The following is a 19544-nucleotide window of genomic DNA, read 5'->3' as shown; positions in this document are numbered from 1 at the left end:
GTGCTTGGGCGCGATGTCGGGCGTTCCGTCCGGCTCCAGCGTCGACACGAGCACGAGCGGCGAGACCGTGAACACGCGCTCGAACAGCGGCTCGTCCGAGGACAGCGTCAGGTTCATGGTCGTGCTCGGCACACCCCCAGTCAACGCCATGCCGCCGATCGCGGCATCGGCGGATCCGCCGATCGCCGTCCGCGCCTTCGCGGATAGCGCGTCATCCGCCGGGACCGCGGGCCGGCGCCGGTCGCACGTCCGTCGGCTCCCCTACCCCTGCTCCGCGCCGAGCTCGATCAGCGAGCACGTCGCCCCGACCGGATCGTCGATCACGGCCACTCGACCGTACGTGGCGTCGAACGGCTCGACGCAGACCGTGCCGCCGAGCTCCTCGACGCGCTCCGCCGCCTCGTCGGCGTCGGCGACGGCGAAGTAGGTCATCCAGTGCGCGGGGACGTCCCCCCACGAAGGGTCCATCTCCATGATCCCGGCGACCATGTTCCGACCGAGCCTCTGCACGTGGTACGCGAACGGCTCCTGCTCCTCTCTCGCCTCGAGCTCCTCCCGCTCCCAGCCGAAGACCGCGGTGTAGAACGCCTGCGCGGCCTCCACGTCCGGGGTCGTGAGCTCGTTCCACGTGAACGACCCGGGCTCGTTGACGAGGCCTGCTCCCCGATGGGCACCGGCCTGCCACACGCCGAAGACCGCACCGGCCGGGTCGGCCGCGGCGAGCATGCGCCCCGCGTCGAGCACGTCCATCGGCCCGGCGAGGACATCCCCTCCGGCGGCCTCGATCGCGCGGGCCGTGCGATCGACGTCGTCCGATGCGACGTACGTGCTCCAGGCCGGGCTCCTGCCCTCCGCGAGGGGGCCGAACCCGGAGACGTCGTGGCCGCGGAGCCTGAACATCCCGTACCCCCCGGCCTCCGGGCGGGGATCGTCCTCTGCCTCCCATCCGAAGAGCCCGCCGTAGAACGACCGCGTCACCTCGAGATCGGCCGAGCTGACGTCGACCCAGCACGGCGTGCCCGCGACGTACTCGTGCATCTCCGCCACCTGCGCCTCCTTCGTCCGCGTAGGGCCACCGTAGCGGGCGGCGGGGCGGCCCGCTCGACCGACCCCGCGCTCGGCCGGGCCGGATATCGTCGGCAGGGCATGCGCGACGTGCCGACGGCCCCGAACGCGGACGCGTACTGGGTGGAGCCCGGCCGCGTGCTCGCGGGTGCCTACCCCGGAGATCCGGACGCGACCGCCGCGCGGGAGCGGCTCGCAGGGCTCCGCGAGACCGGTGTGACGCTGTTCGTCGACCTGACCGAGCCGGACGAGCTCCTCGCACCGTATGCGCACCTGCTCGAGGGGGCCCGCCACGAACGACGGTCGATCCCGGACTTCGGGACGGCGTCGCAGACGCTGACGGCCGAGATCCTCGACCTCGTCGACGCCGAGCGTGCCGCGGGCGGCTGCGTCTACCTCCACTGCAGAGGCGGGATCGGGCGCACCGGCACGATCGTCGGCTGCTGGCTCGCGCGCCACGGGCTCGCCGACGGCGACCCGATCGCCCGGATCGCCGTCCTCCGCCGCGGGACGGCGGACGCGCTCGCGCCGTCGCCGCAGACGCCCGCCCAGCAGGAGCGCGTCCGGGACTGGAGGACGGGTGATTGACGCGAACGTCGTGGGCGCCGTGCTCGCCGGGGCGTGGCGACGGGACTCGGCCGTGCACGGGGAGGCGCACTGGCGCGCGGTCGCCGCGACGGGGCTCTCGCTCGCCGACGACCTGCCGGGCTGCGATCGCGAGGTCGTGTTCCTCTTCGGGCTGCTCCACGACACACGGCGGGTGAACGATCAGTTCGACCCCGACCACGGCCCCCGGGCCGCGACCTGGGCACGCGAGCTCTGGGCGGTCGCGGCGCTGCCGCTCGGCCACGAGCGGCTCGATCGCCTCTGCGAGGCGATCGCGCTGCACACGCGCGGGCTCGTGAGCGAGGACGCGACGATCGGCGCCTGCTGGGACGCCGACCGACTACACCTGCCACGCGTGTGGATCGACCCCGACCCCCAGCGGTTCTCGACGACGCTCGCCCGTGGCCCCGGGCCGCTCGCCGCCGCGGCCGAGCTCCGCGACGGCCCGCCGTCGTGGGACGAGCTGCTCGCGCTGGTCGGCTGACCCCGCCTCCTGCGTGACGAGGGTCGGCACGTGCGAGGATGGCCCGGTGCGCGTCCCCATCCCGACGGGGCTCTCGGGCCGCTCCCCCTGGCCCTCGGGCCGACCCCGTCCCGGCCGTTCGTCGAGGCCGCGGGCGTCGACCCCGTGGGGGTGACGACGGCGTGGACCCGCGGGAGCCCGCTCCGCGTGGACGCGCTCGCGGCGGGCGTCGACGACCCCGAGGGGCTGGTCGGGCTCCTCGCGCCGCGATGAAGCGCCTCCACGTACTGCGGCACGCCAAGTCGTCGTGGGACGACCGGTCGCTCGCGGACCACGACCGCCCGCTCGCGCCGCGCGGCCGCAGAGCGGCCTCGCGCATGGCGCAGTGGATCGCCGAGCACGACGTCCGGCCGCAGCTCGTGTGCTGCTCGACCGCCGTGCGGGCGCGCGAGACCCTCGACCGCATCCTCCCGTCGCTCGGCGACGTCGCAGTGCGACAGGAGCCGTCCCTGTACATGGCCTCGGTGGAGGGCCTGCTCGACGTCGTGCGGGAGCTCCCCGACGTGGACGAGGTGATGCTCGTCGGGCACAACCCGGGGCTCGAGGCGCTCACCGTGCTACTCGCGAGGCCCTCCGCAGAGCGCGACCGTGTCCACGAGAAGCTGCCGACCGGGGCGCTCGTGACGCTCGAGCTGGCGGTCGACGCGTGGGCGCGCGTCGACGCCGGGGCGGGGACGATCTCGACGCTCGTGCTCCCGCGCGAGCTCGACTGACGTGGGTCAGCGCGGGCCCGGCGGGCGGATGTGGAACGCCATCAGGATCGCGTCGACGTCCTCCGTCCCGCGGGCGTAGTGACCGACGCGGATGCCCTCACGGACGAAGCCGAACGAGTCGTAGAGTCGGAGCGCGGGCTCGTTCCACGGGAAGACGTGGAGCTCGAGCTTGCGCACGCCCGCCCCCCGTGCCCAGTCGACCGCCTGCTCGAGCAGGGCCCAGCCGATCCCCTGCCGACGGTACGGCGCCGCGACCATCAGCCCGAGGTCTGCGACGTGCTGGCTCGCAGCGTGGACGTCACGCGAGAGCGAGAGCCGACCCACGACCTCGCCGGCGACCTCGGCCACGTAGACGGCGGCGTCCGGATGGTGCCGGACGGCGCGCAGGTAGCGACGCTCGTCGCCGACCGCGCGCCACGTGTCGGTCGTGAGCAGGAAGTCCCCCGGCTCGGCCCCCACCTGCTCCGCGAGCGCGACGAGCCGCTGGGCGTCGCCGGGTTCGGCACGACGGATCCTCACGCGCGGACGACCATCCCGGTGCCGCCGCGCCGCGGGTCTCCGGCGGCGGCGAGCTCGTCGGAGTCGAGCATCTCGACGGCCGAGACGCCGCCGAAGTAGAGGTTGAGCCCCGCCCAGCCGACGACCTCGTGACCCTCGGCGGCCAGCCGCTCGGCGACCCGCAGCGCCCATCCGCCTTCGAGGTGCACGCTGCCCTCCTCGGTGTGCAGTCGAGGCCGGTCGATCGCGTCGCCGACGGTCAGGCCCTGCGCGATCACCGAGGCGATCACCTGGACGATCGCCCCGGACAGGCGCACCGACCCCGCGCTGCCGAGCACGAGACGCGGCCGGCCGTCCGCGAGCACGAGCGTGGGCGTCATCATGCTCGCGAGCCGCGTCCCCGGTTCGTGCGAGCCGTGACCGACGACGTCGACCTCGCCGAGCATGTTGTTGAGCTGGAACCCGTGGCGGAACACGCCGGATCCGGAGCCGAGCGTCGAGGAGACGCCGACCGCGTTCCCGTCTGCGTCGACCACGGACACGTGCGTCGTCCCGGTGAGCCGGCTCCCGGGAGCGAAGCCTCCGTAGCCGGCGCTGAGCGCTGCCACGAGGCGCAGCGCCTCCTCCGGGGTGCCCGGCGGCCCGCCCACCCCGCCCTGCTCGAGCTCGGCGAGCGCCCGCGCGACGACCGCCCCGCCCCGCGACGGCTCGGGGGTCGTGAACACCTCCCTGCCGAGGAACCCGACGCGGTCCGGCACGCGCTCCTCGACCGCGTATGCGTGCAGGTCGTCGGCGAGCTCGGGGACGACCTCCGCGATCGCGTCGGCGCCGCGGTCGCGGATCGCCTCGAGCGTCGGGGCGAGCCCGGCCGTGACGACACGGTCACGCCGGCCGTAGATCCGGCGGCCCGCCTCCTCGCGTCGGAGGATCGGCGTGAGCACTGTGTGGAGGAACGCCTGCGCCTCGTTGATCTCGACGCCGTCGTTCGCGAGGTCGATCGCGGGCTGTGCGATCACGTCCCAGTCGAGCCTGCCGTGTGAACGGTGGGCACGCTCGAGCCCCTTCACCAACCCGGGCACGGCGACCGTCCCCGGGCCGATGCGAAACGTCTGCGTCGAGGCGTCGGCGAAGTCGACGACCACGACCTCGACCTCGCCCAGCAGGCGCTGCGGAACCGCGAAGAACGCGTCGTAGACCACGGGCTCCGCGTCGCGGCCCGCGACGAGGAGGAACCCTCCCGCGGCCGGGCCGGTCAGCGGGCCCTCCGCCGCGAACGACGCGAGCACCGCCGCGACCGCGGCGTCGACCGCGTTCCCGCCCGCGGCCAGGACCTGGGCACCCGCCGCTGCGGTGCGCGGATGGCCGGCTGCGATCGCCCCTCGCACACGGAGAGCCTACGGGCTTCCTCCCCCGCCGATCGGACGCGACCGACGCCGCCCACGAGGACGACCGGGGCAGCAGCGCCTCCTCCGGTCGCGTGGCGCATCGCCTACCGTGCAGGACGGGGCCGGATCCGCCGCGGGGATCGGCGACCTCCGCAGAGGTCCGGCTGGTGCGAGCCCCTAGCGGAGGAAGCCCGGGAGCTCGCCGTCGTCCGTCCGGCGACCGGTCGACCGCTCCTCGCGGAACGACGGGCCGAGGGCGGGTCGGCGAGACCCGCCGAGGCCGGTCGCGATCACCGTCACCCACACCTGTCCGCTGAGACGCTCGTCGACAGTCGCGCCGAAGATGAGGTTGGTGTCGTCCGTCGCTGCCTGGCGCACGACCTCCGCGGCCTCGTCGACCTCGAGGAGCGTGAGGTCCTCGCCGCCGGCGATCGAGAGGATGATGCCCCGGGCTCCCACGACTTCGGCGTCGATCAGGGGCGAGCGCAACGCACGCTCGGCCGCCTGCCGCGCCCGGTCGTCGGGCGCATCGCTGTAGCCGATCCCCATCAGCGCGGAGCCGGCGTCGGCCATCACGGTGCGGACGTCGGCGAAGTCGAGGTTGATCAGGCCCGGCATCGTGATCAGGTCACAGATCCCCTGCACGCCCTGGCGGAGCACGTCGTCGGCGATGCGGAACGCATCCACCATCGACGTCGAGCGGTCGAGGATCTCGAGCAGCCGGTCGTTGGGGATCGAGATCACCGTGTCGCACTCCCGTCGGAGAGCCTCCACGCCGCCCTCGGCCGCCGTGCGCCGTCGCGTGCCCTCGAACCCGAAGGGCGTCGTCACGATGCCGACGGTGAGCGCGCCGAGCTCGCGCGCCGCCCGCGCGATGACCGGCGCGGCGCCCGTTCCCGTTCCGCCACCCTCGCCCGCGGTGACGAACACGAGGTCGGAGCCGCGCAGGGCGGCGCGAATCTGGTCGAACGCCTCCTCTGCCGCCATGCGCCCCGTGTCGGGATCGGCGCCGGAGCCGAGCCCCTGCGTGAGCTTCTCCCCGATGTGGATCTTCACGGGAGCGTCGCAGAGCGCGAGCTGCTGCATGTCGGTGTTGACGGCGACGAAGTCGACCTGGGCGATCCCGGCATCGATCATGCGGTTGACGGCGTTGATGCCGCCCCCGCCCACGCCGACGACCTTGATCACGGCGAGGTAGGAGCCGAGATCCCCGGTGGGGGCCACGTTCAGCCTCGGCGCGCCTTCCGGCATCGCCGCGACGAAGCGGCTCGCCGGGGGCTGGTACGGCGGCTCGCGCGGCCCTTCGTCCTTCGTCTCCTCCCGGGTCGGCGTCGGCACGGCGGCCCCGTGGCGGGCCGTCTCGGCCTCCGGCGTCCCGGGGACGTCCTCGTCGACCTCGAGCACGTGCTCCACGGTCGCCTCGAGCGAGATCGCGCGACGGCGCTCCTCGTCGCTGTCGGCGGGCTCGAGCGCCATCGTCTGCTGCTCGTCCGCCGCCGCCTCGGCCGTCTCGTTCGCCTGGTCGGTCGCCGTCTCGTCGGCCGGCTGCTCGGGCTGCTCGGGCTGCTCCGGCTGCCCGCGCTGTGCCGCCTCGGTCGCACGGAAGAGCTCGGCGAGCGGGCCCTCGCGCATGCTCGCCCGCTTACGCGCCACCTGTCGCCCCCTTCGAGACGATCTCGCGCGCCAGCTCCCGGTACGCCTCGGCCGCGGGCCCCTCCGGGTCGTACTTCAGCACCGACGATCCCTTCACGGGCGCCTCGGCGTAGCGCACCGTCTTCCGGATGCGGGTCGCGTAGACGAGGTCACCGAAGTTCTCGGACAGGATCTCGATCGCCTCGCGCGAGTGGAGCGTCCGGCCGTCGAACATCGTGGGCACGATCCCCTCGACGCTCACGCTCGGGTTGAGGTTCTCGCGCACCATGGCAAGGGTGTTCTCGAGCTGCACGAGGCCACGGAGGGAAAGGTACTCGCACTGGACGGGGACGATCACCCCGGTCGCGGCGACGAACGCGTTGATCGTGAGGAGCCCGAGCGACGGCGGCGTGTCGATCAGGATCCAGTCGTACCGGTCGCGGACCTCGACGAGCGCCTTCTCGAGCGCTCGCTCGCGACCGATGAGCGCCGACAGCGCGAGCTCGGCCCCGGCGAGGTCGATCGAGGCGACGGCGAGGTCGACCTCCGCGGTGGCGATCACGTCCGAGATCGGGATGCGATGCACGAGGACGTCGAACATCGACTTCTCGATCACGTCGGGGTTCATGCCCTGGCTCATCGTCAGGTTGCCCTGCGGATCGAGGTCGATGAGGAGCACGCGGTCGCCGAGCTCGCGCAGCGCGACTCCGAGGTTGAGCGTGGTCGTCGTCTTGGCGACCCCGCCCTTCTGGTTCGCGAGCGCGAGCACGCGCGTCGCGCTGGCCGTCTGCGTGAGAGGGGCGGCTGCCGGCGCGAAGACGGGCGCGGGCGACGGCTGCGGCGGCGTCTCGTCGGTGCCCGCGTCGCCCGGGAGCCGCGCGTCGTCGATCGCCGGATCGGCGGCCACGGGCTCGTCCGCGATCGGCTCGGGGATCACGGGCTCGTCGAACACGCGGTCGGGCTCGCTCACGCCGACGTCCTCCTGGTCGGGGACGACCGTGTCGTCGGAGTGCCGGCCCGAGCGCGGCAGCAGGCGGATGAGACCCATGACGTGGCCGTGTTCACCACGGTCCCCGGCTTTCCTTCACGTCGGATCAGTCCTCGCCGTCCCAGTAGTCGAGTTGCGCGAGACGGCCGATCACGCCGACTCCGCGCAACGACACCTTGCCTGAACGGGGGTAGTACGTGATGTCGTTCGGCTCTCGCGTGCCGTACGCGAGCACGCTCATGCCCCGGTCGCCCGCTCGCAGCGCGGTCGCCCTCCCGGTGCCCGGCCGCTGCGCAACCGTGCTGCCGGCACGGAGAGCGTGCTCCTCCTCGCCGCCCGGGAAGCGCTCGGGCTCCGTCTCGGCGCGGGGGTGCGGCCAGACGAGAAGGCTGCCGTCGCCGTCGAGGACGACGAAGATCTCCTCTTCGGCGGAGTGGGCGTGCGGCGGATTCATCAGCTTGCCCGGCTCGACGTCGTAGAGCTTGAGCCCGGTGCGCTCGGAGCCGGCGGCGCGACCGAGGTCCCGCGCGCGCCGGGCGACCGTCGCGCCCGTCCGCGTCGTCGCGTCGACCTCGTCGACGTGCACGATGCGCTCCGGGGGTGGCGAGAGCTCGGTGCCCTCGGTCGCGCCGACGGCAGCTTCCCTCGCCCACGGGTGATCCTCGGGGGCGCCCTGGAGCACCCATGTCGGACCGAGCCAGGAGACGCCGGCCCGCGGCAACAGCGTGTTCGCGGCATAGCTGCGCTGTCCGAACGCGAGCACGTCGAGGCCGTCCTCCCCCGCCTGCAGGGTGTGGGCGTGCTCGAGCGCTCGGTGCACGAGGCAGTCACCTGCCCGGACCGCGTACCCCTCGATCCCGTCGCCCGCGTCCTGCACCGAGACGCCGCTCCCGGCGAGGACGACGAAGATCTCCTCTTCCCGCCCCTCGAGGTGGAGGGGTGTCGACCACATTCCCGGATCGATGCGGATGCGCTGGACTCCGACCATGTCGGAGTGGCTCCCGGTGAGGGATGTCCACTCCGCCGCGATGTGCCCTCGCTCCCGCCGGACGCCCTGGAGCTCGTCCCAGTGGGTGATCACGCTTCGATCATGTCACGCGCGAGCGACTCCCGCAGCCGCGCGACGGCCGACCGGCCGGCATCACCTCCCTCGATCTGCGCCCACTCCTCGGCCTCGTGGACGAGGGCACGCAGCTCCTCGAGCAGCTCCGTCGGGTCTGCGTGCGCCCGCTGCATCGACTCGATCCGCTCGAGCCGCTCGAGAACGCTGCGTGCCTCGTCCACGCTGTCACGCTAGCCCCGGGGCGGTCACGCGACAGCGTCGCGTCTGTGCCACGTCTGCGCCGGACGGCGACGTCAGGCGGCCCGCGGCGCCGACGAGCCTCTCCTCGCCGTGCGCGCGATCTCGCGCAGCATCCCGCCGAAGACGTACGCGTGGAGCGGCCAGATCGCGTACCAGTACGCGAGGCCGAGCAGCCCCGCCGGCTCGAAGACCGCGGTCTGCGTGATGGTCGACCCTCCGGAGTCCGCCTCCGTGACCTCGAACTGCAGCCACGCTCGCCCTGGCATCTTCATCTCGGCGACGAGCCGCAGGATGCGGTCGGGCTCGTACGCCTCGACCCGCCAGAAGTCGACGGTGTCGCCGGGGCGAAGGGTGTGCGGGTCCCGCCGGCCACGCCGCAGGCCCGGACCGCCGAAGAGGCGGTCGAGGATGCCACGGGCGGCCCACAGCCCCGACCCCTTGTACCAGCCGTTCTCGCCGCCGATGCGGCGGATCGGAGCGAACGCCTGGGCGGGCGGGCACGGGACGTCCCGCGAGCGCGAGTCCACGAGCCGGGAGCCGACCCGGACTCCCCCGTACGAGCGCTCCGGGAACGCCTCGTCCGACCAGCGGGTCTCGGCCATCTCCCGCTCCTCGTTGGCCAGGGCGCGCTCGATCGCGTCGCTCGCGCTTCGCGGACGGACGTCGAAGACGGCGAGCGCGCGCCGGTCGTGCACGATCGTCTCGTTGCGCAGCGAGTCCACGAGCTTCCGGCCGACACCCGCGTAGACGGGCGTCACGAGCCAGAGCCACAGGCTGGAGAGCCGCGGCGAGAGGACCGGGACCGGGATCATGAGCCGGGTCAGGCCGCGCTGCCGCGCATACTCCCGCATCAGGTCGAGGTAGCGGACGACGTCGGCGCCGCCGATCTCGAAGAGCTCGCCGCCGTCGGGCTCGTAGTCGAGCGCGGCAACGAGGTAGGCGAGCAGGTCCTCGATCGCGATCGGCTGTGTCCGCGATCGGACCCACCGGGGCGTCACCATCACCGGCAGTCGTTCGACGAGCGAGCGGATCATCTCGTAGGACGCGCTTCCCGAGCCGATGACGATCGCGGCGCGGAACTCGACCGTCGGAACGCCACTGGCACGAAGGATCCGGCCGACCTCCTGGCGCGAGGCGAGATGGCTCGAGAGCACGCCCTCGCCGAGCCCACCGAGGTACACGATCTTCCGCACCCCCTTGGTGCGGGCCGCCTCGACGAACGCGTTCGCGGCCTCACGATCCGCTTCGTCGAAGGGCCGTGGTGAGCTCATCGAGTGGACGAGGTAGTAGACGGTCTCGACGCCCTCGAGCGCAGGCGGGATCGTCTCGGGGCGGAGCACGTCGCCCTGGACGACCTCCGTCCGGGGCCCGACGCGCCCGGCGAGGAACTCGGGGCGCCTCGAGAGGCAGCGAACCCGCTCTCCCCGCTCCTCGAGCACGCGGAGCAGCCGTCCGCCGACGTACCCGGTCGCGCCCGTGAGGAGGATCATCCCGGTGATGGGCTGAGCGTACTCATGGGGCGACAGGTGTCACGCGACGAGGTGCTCGCGGGTCGGCGCCTCGCGCTGTCCGAGGAGCACGCCGTCGAGGAGCTGCGCGAGCGTGACTCGGTCGCCGTGGCGCAACGCCCCGACCAGCACGCGGCGAACGAGGTCGGCCGCCTGTGCGGAGTCGTCACGCTCCGCGAGCGCTGCGAGAGCGGTGTGCACCCGGCCACGGAGCGCCGGATCGTCTTCGAGCAGGACCGGCGCGCGGAGCACCCACGCGTCCCCGAGCACTGCCGCCAGCGCCGCCCGGAGCTGCTCCGACCGGAACGGGTCCTGCTGGAAGAGCGAGAGCTCCCACCGATCGAGCGCCTCGGCGAGGGTCGCATCGGCGTCCGCCAGCCCGAGCCGCGCGAGCAGCTCGCCGGCGAGCGCCCCGCGGAAGGGATCGAGGCGCGTCGGCTCCCCGGGCGGCTGCGTGGCGGCGATCGGGAGCACCGGCCGAATACCGTACGGGCGCCCGTCGAGCGTCTCGAAGAGCACCGGGCCCGCGGCGAGCGGCGCGGCGGTGGCGAGCCTCAGAGCCGAGACGGCGTCCGCGATCTCCGCCGGAGCATCGGGCGCGTCCTCGTCCGGGCCGAGCGCGGCCCGCAGCTCGGCGACGCAGTAGCGGTCCGGATCGCGGCCGAATCCGTCCGGGAGCAGCCTGCGCGCCTCCGGCCAGTGACGTGCGAGCTCGCCGTCGGCCGCGGCCCGAACGCGCATCGAGGGGCCGAGGTCGATCGCCGCCCCCACCGAGAGGCCGACGAGCGGGGCGGCCGCGGCGTACGTCCTTCGCTCGCCGAACAGCGAGCGCTCGAGCTCGGCGTAGGCGCGGGTGAACACGTCGTCGTCCCAGTCGAAGCCGCCGCATCCCTCGGCGGTGCGCACCAGCAGGTCGAGGAGGACGGTGCGGTAGAGCGCGTCGTCCTCGTCGGGCGTCGGGCCGGCGTGTGCACGCGCATAGATCGCGGCCGCGGGCTCCCGCCGGAGCTCGTCGAGCGCGAGGGTGGCGTCGTCGCGCACGCGGAGGTGGGACGACCTGGCCTCGATGAAGTCGCGGACGAGGGGCCGGTACTCGTACAGCGAGGGGCCGTCGCGGCCGACGTGCTCCTCGAAGGCGAAGGGGAGGGAGTCACCCGCCTCGTCGAGCTCACGAACCAGGTAGGCGAAGGCGCCGAGGGTGAAGGAGCGAAGCGTCGCCGCGAGGTGAGGAGCGCGGACGGTCACGGTCCTCGGTACGCGACCGAGCGCCGGATTCCTCGCTGCGCGCGCCGACCGGCGTCAGTCGACCGCGCCCGACGAGCCACGGCGCTCCCCGCTCCCGGCTCCCGCGTCTACGGCTCGACGGACGATTCGCCGCGCTGGCAGCGGTCGCACCAGTAGGCCGTCCGGTTCGCCTCGCCGAGCCCCCCGGAGCGGATCGGCGCGGCGCACCGTCGGCACGGGCGGCCGGCCCGCCGGTAGACGTTGCGCAGGGGGCGCGTCCCGGTGACGGCGGCCCGCATCGACCGGCGTGCCCACTCCAGAGCGACGAGGAGCTCGTCGTCGGTCGCGGCGTCCACCGGGAGCCACGGCGAGAGGCGCGCCTGCCACAGCATCTCCGCCATCCACATGTTCCCGATGCCTGCGACGACGCGCTGGTCGAGCAGGGCCTCGCCCACGGGGCGGGACGCCTCCCTGCCGCGAAGCCGTCGCGCGAGGGCGGCGAGGTCCGCCCCCTCCGCGAGGAGGTCGGGCCCGAGCGTCTCCACGGGCCCCTCGCCGAGCGCGAGCACGGGCCCGTTCCACTGCACCGCCTCCCAGTCCCTGCCTCGCAGGACGAGCCACGGGCGGCCGGACCGCGGTGAGCCGCGCCGCTCGACACGCCACCGCCCCGACATGCGCAGATGACTGCGGACGGTGACGCCGCCGTCGAAGCGGAGCAGCAGGTGCTTGCCCACCGCCTCGACACCTTCGAGCACCCGACCGTCGATCGCCGCCGCGACTCCGGTCGCCGCCGCGCGAGGATGCGGCGACTCCGCCGCGACCCGGTCGCCGACGAGCACCTCCAGGCGGGCGGCGACGCGGTGGACCGCGTCACCCTCGGGCATTGCTCCGCCGGCTCGATGAGCTACGATTTGTCCAGATTATGTCCACGCTCTTGAACATCTCAGCGATCGCGCGCCGAACGGGTGTCGCCGCAGACACCCTGCGCAAGTGGGAGCAGCGGTACGGCGTGCTCGAACCGCAGCGTACTGCCGGTGGGCAGCGACGCTACACCGAGCAGGACGTCGCCCGTGTCGAGTGGCTGCGCGACCGCCTCGCAGAGGGATGGCGCATCGGGGAGGCGGCGCGCGTCCTCCGCTCCGGGAGCGCCCCCGCGCTCAGCGAGCCGGCCGACCTCCGGGACGCCCTCGTCGCCGCGACCGCCGCCGAGGACCCGCTCACGGTCGGCGCGCTGCTCGATCAGGTCTTCGCGACGCTGCCACTCGACCGCGCGTTCGTCGAGGTGGTCTCCCCCGCCCTGCGCGATCTCGGCGACGCGTGGCGCCGGGGCGACCTGACGATCGCCGAGGAGCACTCCTTCACGTCGAAGGTCCGGTCGCGCCTCGAGGAGCTGCTCGCGGAGGATCGGCCGGCGGTACGGGGAATCGCGGTGCTCGCGTGCGCCCCGGGAGAGCAGCACGAGCTCGGTCTCCTGATGCTCGCGGTGATGCTGCGCGCGGACGGCTGGCGCGTCGAGTACCTCGGCCCGTCGATGCCCGTGGAGGAGACGGTCGGGTTCGCCGTCGCCGTCGGCGCCTCGCTCGTCTGCCTCAGCGCAGGCCAGGAGCAGACGGCGGCCGAGCTCACGACGGCGCTCCAGCGGCTCGATCGCGCGGGGCTCCCGACGATCGCGCTGGGCGGCGCCGGCGTCGACGCGTCGATGGCGCGCTCGCTCTCGGCCGTGTACGCGAACGGCGAGCTCACTGCGACCGTCGCCCGACTGCGCGAGGCCGGGCAGGCATGAGCCGCGCCCGGCGGGCCGCGATCGCGGGAGCGTCGGCGGCGACCGTGTGGTCGCTCGTCGAGCCGGTCGACCGGCGTGTCTTCCGCTTCCCGTACTCGGACGTCGCCCTCCTCGGCAAGGCGGTCACGCGGGGGCCGCTCTGGCGGCCCCTGGGCCTGGTCGCGCACGCGGCGAACGGCGCCGCGGCCGGCGTCCTCTTCGAGCGCGTCGACCGGCGCGTCGGCGGCAGCACGATGCGGAACGCCGTCGCCTTCGCGATGGTCGAGCACCTCGCCCTCTACCCGCTGACGGCGCTCACCGACCGCTACCACCCTGCCCGCGGCGACGTCGAGCTCCCCCCGCTCTCGCGCTCGCCCCGCGGCTTCGCGCAGGCGACGTTCCGCCACCTGCTGTTCGGCGTCGTCCTCGGCGCGCTGCTGCGACGGCCACGGCCCTAGTCGCAGCCGGGCGCACGAGCGGGCGCCGCACGCCGGGGCCGCGCGGAGAGCCGGCGACACCGGCGACCGGCTGCTAGAGCGCCCCCTCGTCGAGGCGGGCGAGCACGACCTGCGCGCGGGTGCGCACCTCGTCGAGGTCGGGGAGGCGCTCGAGCGCCCAAACCTGACGGGCGACGCGGTGGTTGCCCGCGAGCAGCTCCCGGTGGCGATCGAGAAAGCTCCAGTACAGCGTCGTGAAGGGACAGGCGTCCTCCCCGACCCGTTCGCGGTGCGCGTAGGCGCACGACCGGCAGTGGTCGCTCATGCGGTCGATGTAGTTGCCGCCCCCGGCATACGGCTTCGTCGCCATGCGCCCACCGTCCGCGTACAGCGCCATCCCGATCACGTTCGGGAGCATCACCCACTCCGCGCCGTCGACGAACGAGGCGTGCATCCAGTCGACGAGCTCCGTCGGACGCACGCCCGCGAGCAGGCAGAGGTTGCCGAGCACCATCAGCCGCTGGATGTGATGCGCGTACGCACGGGCGTGAACGCCCTCGAGCGCGCTCCGCACGCACCGCATCCGGGTGGGCGCGCCCGTGAAGAGCGGAGGCAGCGGGCGCGCCGCCGACAGCGCGTTCGCGTCGCGGTACTCCGGCATCCACAGCCAGTAGACGCCCCACACGTACTCCCGCCACCCGAGCACCTGGCGGAGGAGCCCCTCCGCCGAGGCGAGCGGCACACGACCGCCACGGTAGGCCTCTTCGATCCGCTCGCACACCTCGCGCGGGTGGAGCAGGCCGAGGTTGAGGGACGAGGAGAGCAGGGTGTGGCGCAGCCGCCACTCCCCCGTCAGCATCGCGTCCTGGTACGGGCCGAACCCCGGCAGGACCTCCTCGACGACGTGGTCGAGCAGGCGGAGAGCGTGCGCGCGATCGGTCGGCCACAGACCCACCGGCTGCTCGCCCCAGGCCGTCGCGGGGAGGCGCGCGAGGACCTCCTGATCGAGGTCGTCCCGCGGCGCGATCGGGGGGCGCGGCCAGTCGTGCCCCTCGCGCGGGGGGCGCTGGCGGTTCTCCGCATCGAAGCTCCACTGCCCTCCGACGGGCTCCTCTCCGTTCATCAGGAAGCCGAAGCGACGCCGCTGTGCCCGGTAGAAGTCGCCCAGGCGCAGCGTCGACCGGCCGCCTGCCCAGTCGGCGAACTCCTCGTGGTGGCAGAGAAACCGGTCGTCGCGGACGACGACACATCCCAGCCGCTCCGCCGTGCGACGCGCGTCCCAGGACGTGGGCTCGGCGACGCGGACGAGGTCGGGCCGACGCTCGGCGATGTGGTCGCGGACGCCGTCGGCGAGCGAGGGAGCAGGCCTCACGTCGACGTCGAAGCCCTCCTCGCGCAGCGCGTGCGCGAACCGACGCATCGCCGTGAGCACCAGGTGGAGGCGTTGGCGATGCCACGGGCGTGACCGCACGAGGCGGTCGCTCTCGACGAGGAGGACCGTCGTGTCGCCCGGCTCGGCGTCGCGGAGGGCACCACCACGGCGTGCGAGCTGGTCGCCGAGGACCCAGACGGTCTCAGCCACGACCGGCCGGCGGTGCCGTCACGATCGGATCACGACCCGACGCGGGCCGACGAGGAACCCGGCATCGACGAGAAGGGCGAGCGCCTCCGTGTCGGTGATCGGGCTCCCGTCGAAACGCTCGACGGCGAGCCTGCGGCCACGCGCGCCCCGGACCCAGCCGACCAGCGCGGCGATCGCGGGTCGCAGCCACGTCTCGTCCGGATCCCTGAGGGGCACGAGTGAGCGTCCGCCCCGCTCCACGAAGAGGGCCGCTTCGCCGTCGAGGAGGACGACGTGGGCTCCGGCGACGCGCGCGGCCCTCGCCCCTGCCCGCTTCGGCCAGGGGAGCACGGCACCGTAGGGCTGCGCCGGGTCGGCCGCCGCCAGCACGAGCGCCTCCGGCTCGTCGTCGCTGCCTCCGACACGCCGCTCACGCAGTCGCTCGACGGCGCCGGGGAGCGCGAACTGGGCGCCCCCGAGGCCCTCCACGAAGTAGCCGCGCCGGCACTGGCCGATCGTCTCGAGCCGGCGCAACTCGGCGTAGACCGCGCCGTACCCACCGGCGATCCCCTCGGCGCGGACGCCGTCGCGCGTGACGATGCCCTGCCGCTCGAGGAGCAGCTCCGCGAGCGCGCGACGGTCCGGCGGCTCCGGGAACAGCCGCGCCGCGAGCGACCAGCGGCCCGCCGTCGCCGTCTGCCCGCTCGAGCGGGAGCGCGTGAACCGCCGGGCCGGACGCTCGGCCTTCGGGACGCCGTAGCGGCGAGCGGAACGCAACGGGGCCCACGCGTCGTTGGTCACCTCGCCGTTCCAGACGAGCTCCCAGAGCGCAGCCAGCGCATCGCTCGCCTCGAGCCCGGTGGCGAGCAGGAGATCGGTCCAGAACTCGGCGCTCCGTCCGAGCGCGGAGCGGATCGCGTCGCAGGACGCGCCGGACAGCGGCTCCGACGACGCGGGCGGCCCGAGCACCGGCGCGTCGTCCCGGAAGAAGCAGGCGACGCGATCGAGGCCGGCGCCGACCCACACGAGCTCACCCGACGCGCAGAGGGCGTCCAACCAGGTCGGCTGGTACCCGGGGACACGGCTCGGCAGGAGCTCCGACTCCCACAGCGAGACCGGGAGGGCGATCCCCTGGAGGGGGACGAGCGCCTCCCGCAGGGTCGCCCGGCGGCCGATCCCGTGCCATGCCGGCAGGAACCGCGCGAGCGCGGCCTGCTCGGCCGGCTCGACCTCCCGACGCAGCACGGCGAGCGAGGCGCGGCGGATCCTGCGCAGGACGTCCGGGTCGCACCATTCCCGCTCGACTCCTCCGGGTCGGAGCTCGCCCCGCACGAGGAGGTCGCGCGTCTCGAGCGCGGCGAGGGCCTCGTCGACGTCCCGCGCGTCGAGGCCGTAGCGTCCGGCGGCCTCCCCCGTCGTGAACGGGCCGCGCGAGCGCGCGTACCGGCGCAGGAGGCGCTCCAGCGGGTCGTCGACCGGCTCCAGGAAGGCCGCGGGGAGCCCGCCGGGCGGGACGACCCCGAGCGCGTCCCGGAAGAGCCCGGCGTCCTCGACGGCGACGAGCACCTCGCCCGTCGCGAGCCGGACCCGGATCGCCCGTCGCTCCCGGATCAGGGTTTCGGCCAGGCCGGGGTCGTGCTCGTCTGCGCCGAGGTCGCCGACCCGGCGCAGCAGGTCGTGGAGCTCGTCGGCGTTCCGCGGCGCCCTCCGGAGCGACGCCTCGACCTCCGCGACGGCGTCGGCGTCGAGCAGGTCGCGGAGCTCCTCCTGGCCGAGCAGCTCGCGGAGCAGCTCACGGTCGAGGGCGAGGGCCTGTGCGCGGCGCTCGGCGGCCGGCGTGTCGTCCTCGTACATGTACGTCGCGACGTAGTCGAACATGAGCGACGCCGCCATCGGCGACGCGGACGCGGTGTCGGCCTCGACGAGGTCGAGCTCGCGGGAGCGGAGACCGGCGAGGACGCCGCGCAGCGCAGGCAGGTCGAAGACGTCCTGGAGGCACTCCCGGTAGGTCTCGAGCACGATCGGGAACGAGCCGTACCGGCGCGCCACCTGGAGCAGGCTCTGCGCCTTGAGCCGCTGCTGCCAGAGCGGCGTGCGCTGTCCCGGCCGGCGACGCGGGATCAACAGGGCGCGGGCCGCGTTCTCCCGGAAGCGCGCGCCGAAGAGCGCGCTCTGACCGAGCTCCTGAACGACGAGCTCCTCGATCTCCTCGGGACCGATCGCGAGGTCGTCGAGCGACGGGACGGCGTCGACGTCGGGGAGGTGCAGGGCGATGCCGTCGTCCGACCACAGCGACTGCACCTCGAGGCCGAGCGCATCGCGGAGCCTGGCGCCGAGCGCGAGCGCCCAGGGCGCGTGGACGCGGCCGCCGAACGGCGTGAGGATGCAGATGCGCCAGTCGCCGATCTCGTCGCGGAAGCGCTCGACCACGATCGTGCGATCCGAGGGCACCGCCCCCGTGCTCCGGGCCTGCTCGCGGAGGAACGTGAGGAGGTTTGCCCGCGCGAACGCGTCGAGGTGGTACTCGCCGGCGAGGCGCTCCAGCGCCTGCTCGTCCGGGAGCGCCTCGAGCTCACGTGCCGCCGCGCCGATCCGCGCCCCCAGCTCGTAGGGGCGGCCGACGCCCTCGCCCTTCCAGAAGGGCACCGCGCCGGGAACGCCGGGCGCCGGGGAGACGAGCACGCGGTCGCGCGTGATCTCCTCGATGCGCCAGGTGGAGGCGCCGAGCATGAACGTCTGCCCCTCACGCGCCTCGTAGACCATCTCCTCGTCGAGCTCGCCGACCCGGCCCCCACCGTCCACCTGGAAGACGCCGAAGAGTCCGCGATCGGGGATCGTGCCCGCGTTCGTGACGGCGAGGCGACGCGCCGCCGAGCGGCCCCGGACGACGCCGGCGGTGCGATCCCAGACGATCCTCGGACGCAGCTCGGCGAACTCGTCGGACGGGTAGCGCCCCGCCAGCATGTCGAGGACGTTCTCGAGCTGCTCGCGCGACAGGTCCGCGAACGGATACGCACCGCGCACGAGCTCGTGGAGGTCGTCGACGGCGACCTCCACGTCGGCGCAGATCGCGACGACCTGCTGGGCGAGCACGTCCAGCGGGTTCCGCGGGATCCGCGTCTCCTCGATCTCGCCCAGGCGCATCGCGCGCGCCACGACCGCGCACTCGAGCAGGTCGGCCCTGAACTTCGGGAACAGGCGCCCCTTCGAGGTGGCGCCGAGCTCGTGCCCCGCCCGTCCGACGCGCTGCAGCCCGCGGGCCACCGACTTCGGGCTCTCGACCTGGATCACGAGGTCGACCGCCCCCATGTCGATCCCCAGCTCGAGGCTCGAGGTGGCGACGAGGCACGGGATGCGCCCCGCCTTCAGCTGCTCCTCGATCTCCACGCGCTGCTCGCGGGCGATCGACCCGTGGTGCGCGCGGGCGATCTCCTCACCCGCCAGCTCGTTGAGACGGATCGCCAGCCGCTCCGCGAGCCGCCGGTTGTTCACGAAGACGATCGTCGAGCGGTGGTCGCGGACGAGATCGAGGAGGGCCGGGTAGATCGACGGCCAGATCGAGCGCGCGCTCGGCTCGAAGCCGGGGGCCATCTCCACGCCGTCCGGCATCACGGGCTGCGACAGCCCGCGGTCCGCCCCGAGCTCGCGGAGGTCCTCGACCGGGATCACGACCTCGAGGTCGAGCTCCTTGCGCGAGCCCGCGTCGACGAGCTCGATCTCCCGACCCGACCCGGCGACGAAGCGCCCGATCTCGGCCAGGGGGCGTTGGGTGGCCGACAGGCCGACGCGCTGGAACGGTCGCTCGGCGAGCGCTGCGAGCCGCTCGAGCGAGAGCGCGAGGTGGGCCCCGCGCTTCGTCCCCGCGACGGCGTGCACCTCGTCCACGATCACGGTCTCGACGGTGCGCAGGAGCTCGCGGCCCTGCGACGTGAGCAGGAGGAACAGCGACTCCGGGGTCGTGATCAGGATGTCGGGCGGCGTTCGCAGCATCTCCCGACGCTCGGCCTGCGTGGTGTCGCCCGTCCGGACGCCGACGGACAGCCCGGAGCGCATGCCCGCGAGCGGCGCGCGGAGGTTGCGCTCGACGTCGTAGTTGAGCGCCTTCAGCGGGGAGACGTAGAGCAGCCGCATCCCGTCGCCCGGAGCCGCGTCGAGGCGGTCGATGCCGACGAGGAAGGCCGCGAGCGTCTTGCCGGACCCCGTCGGCGCCTGCACGAGCACGTTGTGCCCGCTCGCGATCGCCGGCCAGGCGCGTTCCTGCGCCGGCGTGGGAGCGGCGAACGCACGCTCGAACCACGCCCGTGTCGTCGGTCGGAGCACGGACAGCGAGTCCACCGCC

At 73.9% G+C, this 19544-nt stretch carries 18 protein-coding genes; 6 read left to right on the top strand and 12 right to left on the bottom strand.

Annotated elements, in window-relative coordinates:
• Positions 1-261: 261 nt before the first annotated feature.
• A complete protein-coding gene (locus AC162C_RS05605) occupies positions 262-1038 on the bottom strand; it encodes a VOC family protein (RefSeq protein ID WP_484096694.1) in 777 nt (258 codons plus the stop codon).
• A gap of 108 nt (positions 1039-1146) precedes the next feature.
• Between AC162C_RS05605 and AC162C_RS05600 the strand changes: the two genes are divergently transcribed.
• From AC162C_RS05600 to AC162C_RS05585, 4 genes are read left to right on the top strand one after another with little or no spacing between them, the layout of a single operon-like run.
• Positions 1147-1653 carry a protein-tyrosine phosphatase family protein gene (locus AC162C_RS05600; RefSeq protein WP_484096692.1) on the top strand — a complete coding sequence of 169 codons (507 nt, stop codon included), beginning with the start codon at positions 1147-1149 and terminating at the stop codon, positions 1651-1653.
• Positions 1646-2155: an HD domain-containing protein gene (locus AC162C_RS05595; RefSeq protein ID WP_484096691.1), complete on the top strand. Its 510-nt coding sequence runs from the start codon at positions 1646-1648 to the stop codon at positions 2153-2155. Before AC162C_RS05600 ends, AC162C_RS05595 begins: the two co-directional genes overlap by 8 nt.
• A 30-nt stretch (positions 2156-2185) precedes the next feature.
• Entirely contained in the window at positions 2186-2407 is a 222-nt protein-coding gene (locus tag AC162C_RS05590) for a hypothetical protein (protein ID WP_484096690.1), read from the top strand.
• Positions 2404-2907, top strand: a complete 504-nt coding sequence (locus AC162C_RS05585) for a SixA phosphatase family protein (protein WP_484096689.1) — start codon at positions 2404-2406, stop codon at positions 2905-2907. Before AC162C_RS05590 ends, AC162C_RS05585 begins: the two co-directional genes overlap by 4 nt.
• Positions 2908-2913: 6 nt before the next feature.
• On the opposite strand, the gene AC162C_RS05580 is transcribed toward AC162C_RS05585, so the two are convergent.
• The 9 genes from AC162C_RS05580 to AC162C_RS05540 all read right to left on the bottom strand — a co-directional run bounded on the left by AC162C_RS05580 (position 2914) and on the right by AC162C_RS05540 (position 12329).
• Positions 2914-3426 (bottom strand): N-acetyltransferase family protein, encoded by a 513-nt coding sequence (locus AC162C_RS05580; protein WP_484096688.1) that lies wholly within the window; start codon positions 3424-3426, stop codon positions 2914-2916.
• Positions 3423-4790, bottom strand: coding sequence for a gamma-glutamyltransferase (locus tag AC162C_RS05575; RefSeq protein WP_484096687.1), 1368 nt, complete (start codon positions 4788-4790; stop codon positions 3423-3425). The genes AC162C_RS05580 and AC162C_RS05575 overlap by 4 nt, the downstream gene beginning before the upstream one ends.
• A 177-nt stretch (positions 4791-4967) precedes the next feature.
• Complete coding sequence (gene ftsZ / locus AC162C_RS05570; RefSeq protein ID WP_484096686.1) at positions 4968-6443, bottom strand: cell division protein FtsZ; 1476 nt, start codon at positions 6441-6443, stop codon at positions 4968-4970.
• Positions 6433-7470 (bottom strand): ParA family protein, encoded by a 1038-nt coding sequence (locus AC162C_RS05565; protein WP_484096685.1) that lies wholly within the window; start codon positions 7468-7470, stop codon positions 6433-6435. Before AC162C_RS05565 ends, ftsZ begins: the two co-directional genes overlap by 11 nt.
• Positions 7471-7516: 46 nt before the next feature.
• Positions 7517-8491, bottom strand: coding sequence for a cupin domain-containing protein (locus tag AC162C_RS05560; protein ID WP_484096684.1), 975 nt, complete (start codon positions 8489-8491; stop codon positions 7517-7519).
• On the bottom strand, positions 8488-8694 hold the full coding sequence (locus AC162C_RS05555) for a hypothetical protein (RefSeq protein WP_462973349.1): 207 nt from the start codon (positions 8692-8694) through the stop codon (positions 8488-8490). Before AC162C_RS05555 ends, AC162C_RS05560 begins: the two co-directional genes overlap by 4 nt.
• A 72-nt stretch (positions 8695-8766) precedes the next feature.
• Entirely contained in the window at positions 8767-10203 is a 1437-nt protein-coding gene (locus AC162C_RS05550) for an SDR family oxidoreductase (protein WP_484096683.1), read from the bottom strand.
• A 39-nt stretch (positions 10204-10242) separates the two neighbouring features.
• Positions 10243-11466 (bottom strand): serine/threonine-protein kinase, encoded by a 1224-nt coding sequence (locus AC162C_RS05545; RefSeq protein WP_484096682.1) that lies wholly within the window; start codon positions 11464-11466, stop codon positions 10243-10245.
• A gap of 107 nt (positions 11467-11573) precedes the next feature.
• Entirely contained in the window at positions 11574-12329 is a 756-nt protein-coding gene (locus tag AC162C_RS05540; RefSeq protein ID WP_484096681.1) for a DNA-formamidopyrimidine glycosylase family protein, read from the bottom strand.
• A 38-nt stretch (positions 12330-12367) separates the two neighbouring features.
• On the opposite strand from AC162C_RS05540, the gene AC162C_RS05535 reads away from it, so the two are divergent.
• A complete protein-coding gene (locus AC162C_RS05535) occupies positions 12368-13228 on the top strand; it encodes a MerR family transcriptional regulator (protein ID WP_484096680.1) in 861 nt (286 codons plus the stop codon).
• Positions 13225-13665, top strand: coding sequence for a hypothetical protein (locus AC162C_RS05530; protein ID WP_484096679.1), 441 nt, complete (start codon positions 13225-13227; stop codon positions 13663-13665). Before AC162C_RS05535 ends, AC162C_RS05530 begins: the two co-directional genes overlap by 4 nt.
• Positions 13666-13738: 73 nt before the next feature.
• On the opposite strand, the gene AC162C_RS05525 is transcribed toward AC162C_RS05530, so the two are convergent.
• Together AC162C_RS05525 and AC162C_RS05520 are read right to left on the bottom strand one after the other, a co-directional pair.
• Positions 13739-15226, bottom strand: coding sequence for a cryptochrome/photolyase family protein (locus tag AC162C_RS05525; protein WP_484096678.1), 1488 nt, complete (start codon positions 15224-15226; stop codon positions 13739-13741).
• 18 nt (positions 15227-15244) lie between these two features.
• Positions 15245-19540 carry a DEAD/DEAH box helicase gene (locus AC162C_RS05520; protein ID WP_484096677.1) on the bottom strand — a complete coding sequence of 1432 codons (4296 nt, stop codon included), beginning with the start codon at positions 19538-19540 and terminating at the stop codon, positions 15245-15247.
• Positions 19541-19544 lie beyond the last annotated feature (4 nt).

The sequence above is a fragment of the Gaiella sp. genome, from assembly GCF_057140465.1.
The sequence above is the reverse complement of the archived record's forward strand: the minus strand, read 5'-3'. Positions and strand labels throughout refer to the sequence as shown.

Excerpts from the sequence above, each read along its gene's own strand:
- AC162C_RS05535 (WP_484096680.1), top strand. The coding sequence starts at position 12,368 with ATGTCCACGCTCTTGAACATCTCAGCGATCGCGCGCCGAACGGGTGTC.
- AC162C_RS05530 (WP_484096679.1), top strand. The coding sequence starts at position 13,225 with ATGAGCCGCGCCCGGCGGGCCGCGATCGCGGGAGCGTCGGCGGCGACC.
- AC162C_RS05565 (WP_484096685.1), bottom strand. The coding sequence starts at position 7,470 with ATGGGTCTCATCCGCCTGCTGCCGCGCTCGGGCCGGCACTCCGACGAC.
- AC162C_RS05600 (WP_484096692.1), top strand. The coding sequence starts at position 1,147 with ATGCGCGACGTGCCGACGGCCCCGAACGCGGACGCGTACTGGGTGGAG.
- AC162C_RS05585 (WP_484096689.1), top strand. The coding sequence starts at position 2,404 with ATGAAGCGCCTCCACGTACTGCGGCACGCCAAGTCGTCGTGGGACGAC.
- AC162C_RS05550 (WP_484096683.1), bottom strand. The coding sequence starts at position 10,203 with ATGATCCTCCTCACGGGCGCGACCGGGTACGTCGGCGGACGGCTGCTC.
- AC162C_RS05540 (WP_484096681.1), bottom strand. The coding sequence starts at position 12,329 with ATGCCCGAGGGTGACGCGGTCCACCGCGTCGCCGCCCGCCTGGAGGTG.
- AC162C_RS05605 (WP_484096694.1), bottom strand. The coding sequence starts at position 1,038 with ATGCACGAGTACGTCGCGGGCACGCCGTGCTGGGTCGACGTCAGCTCG.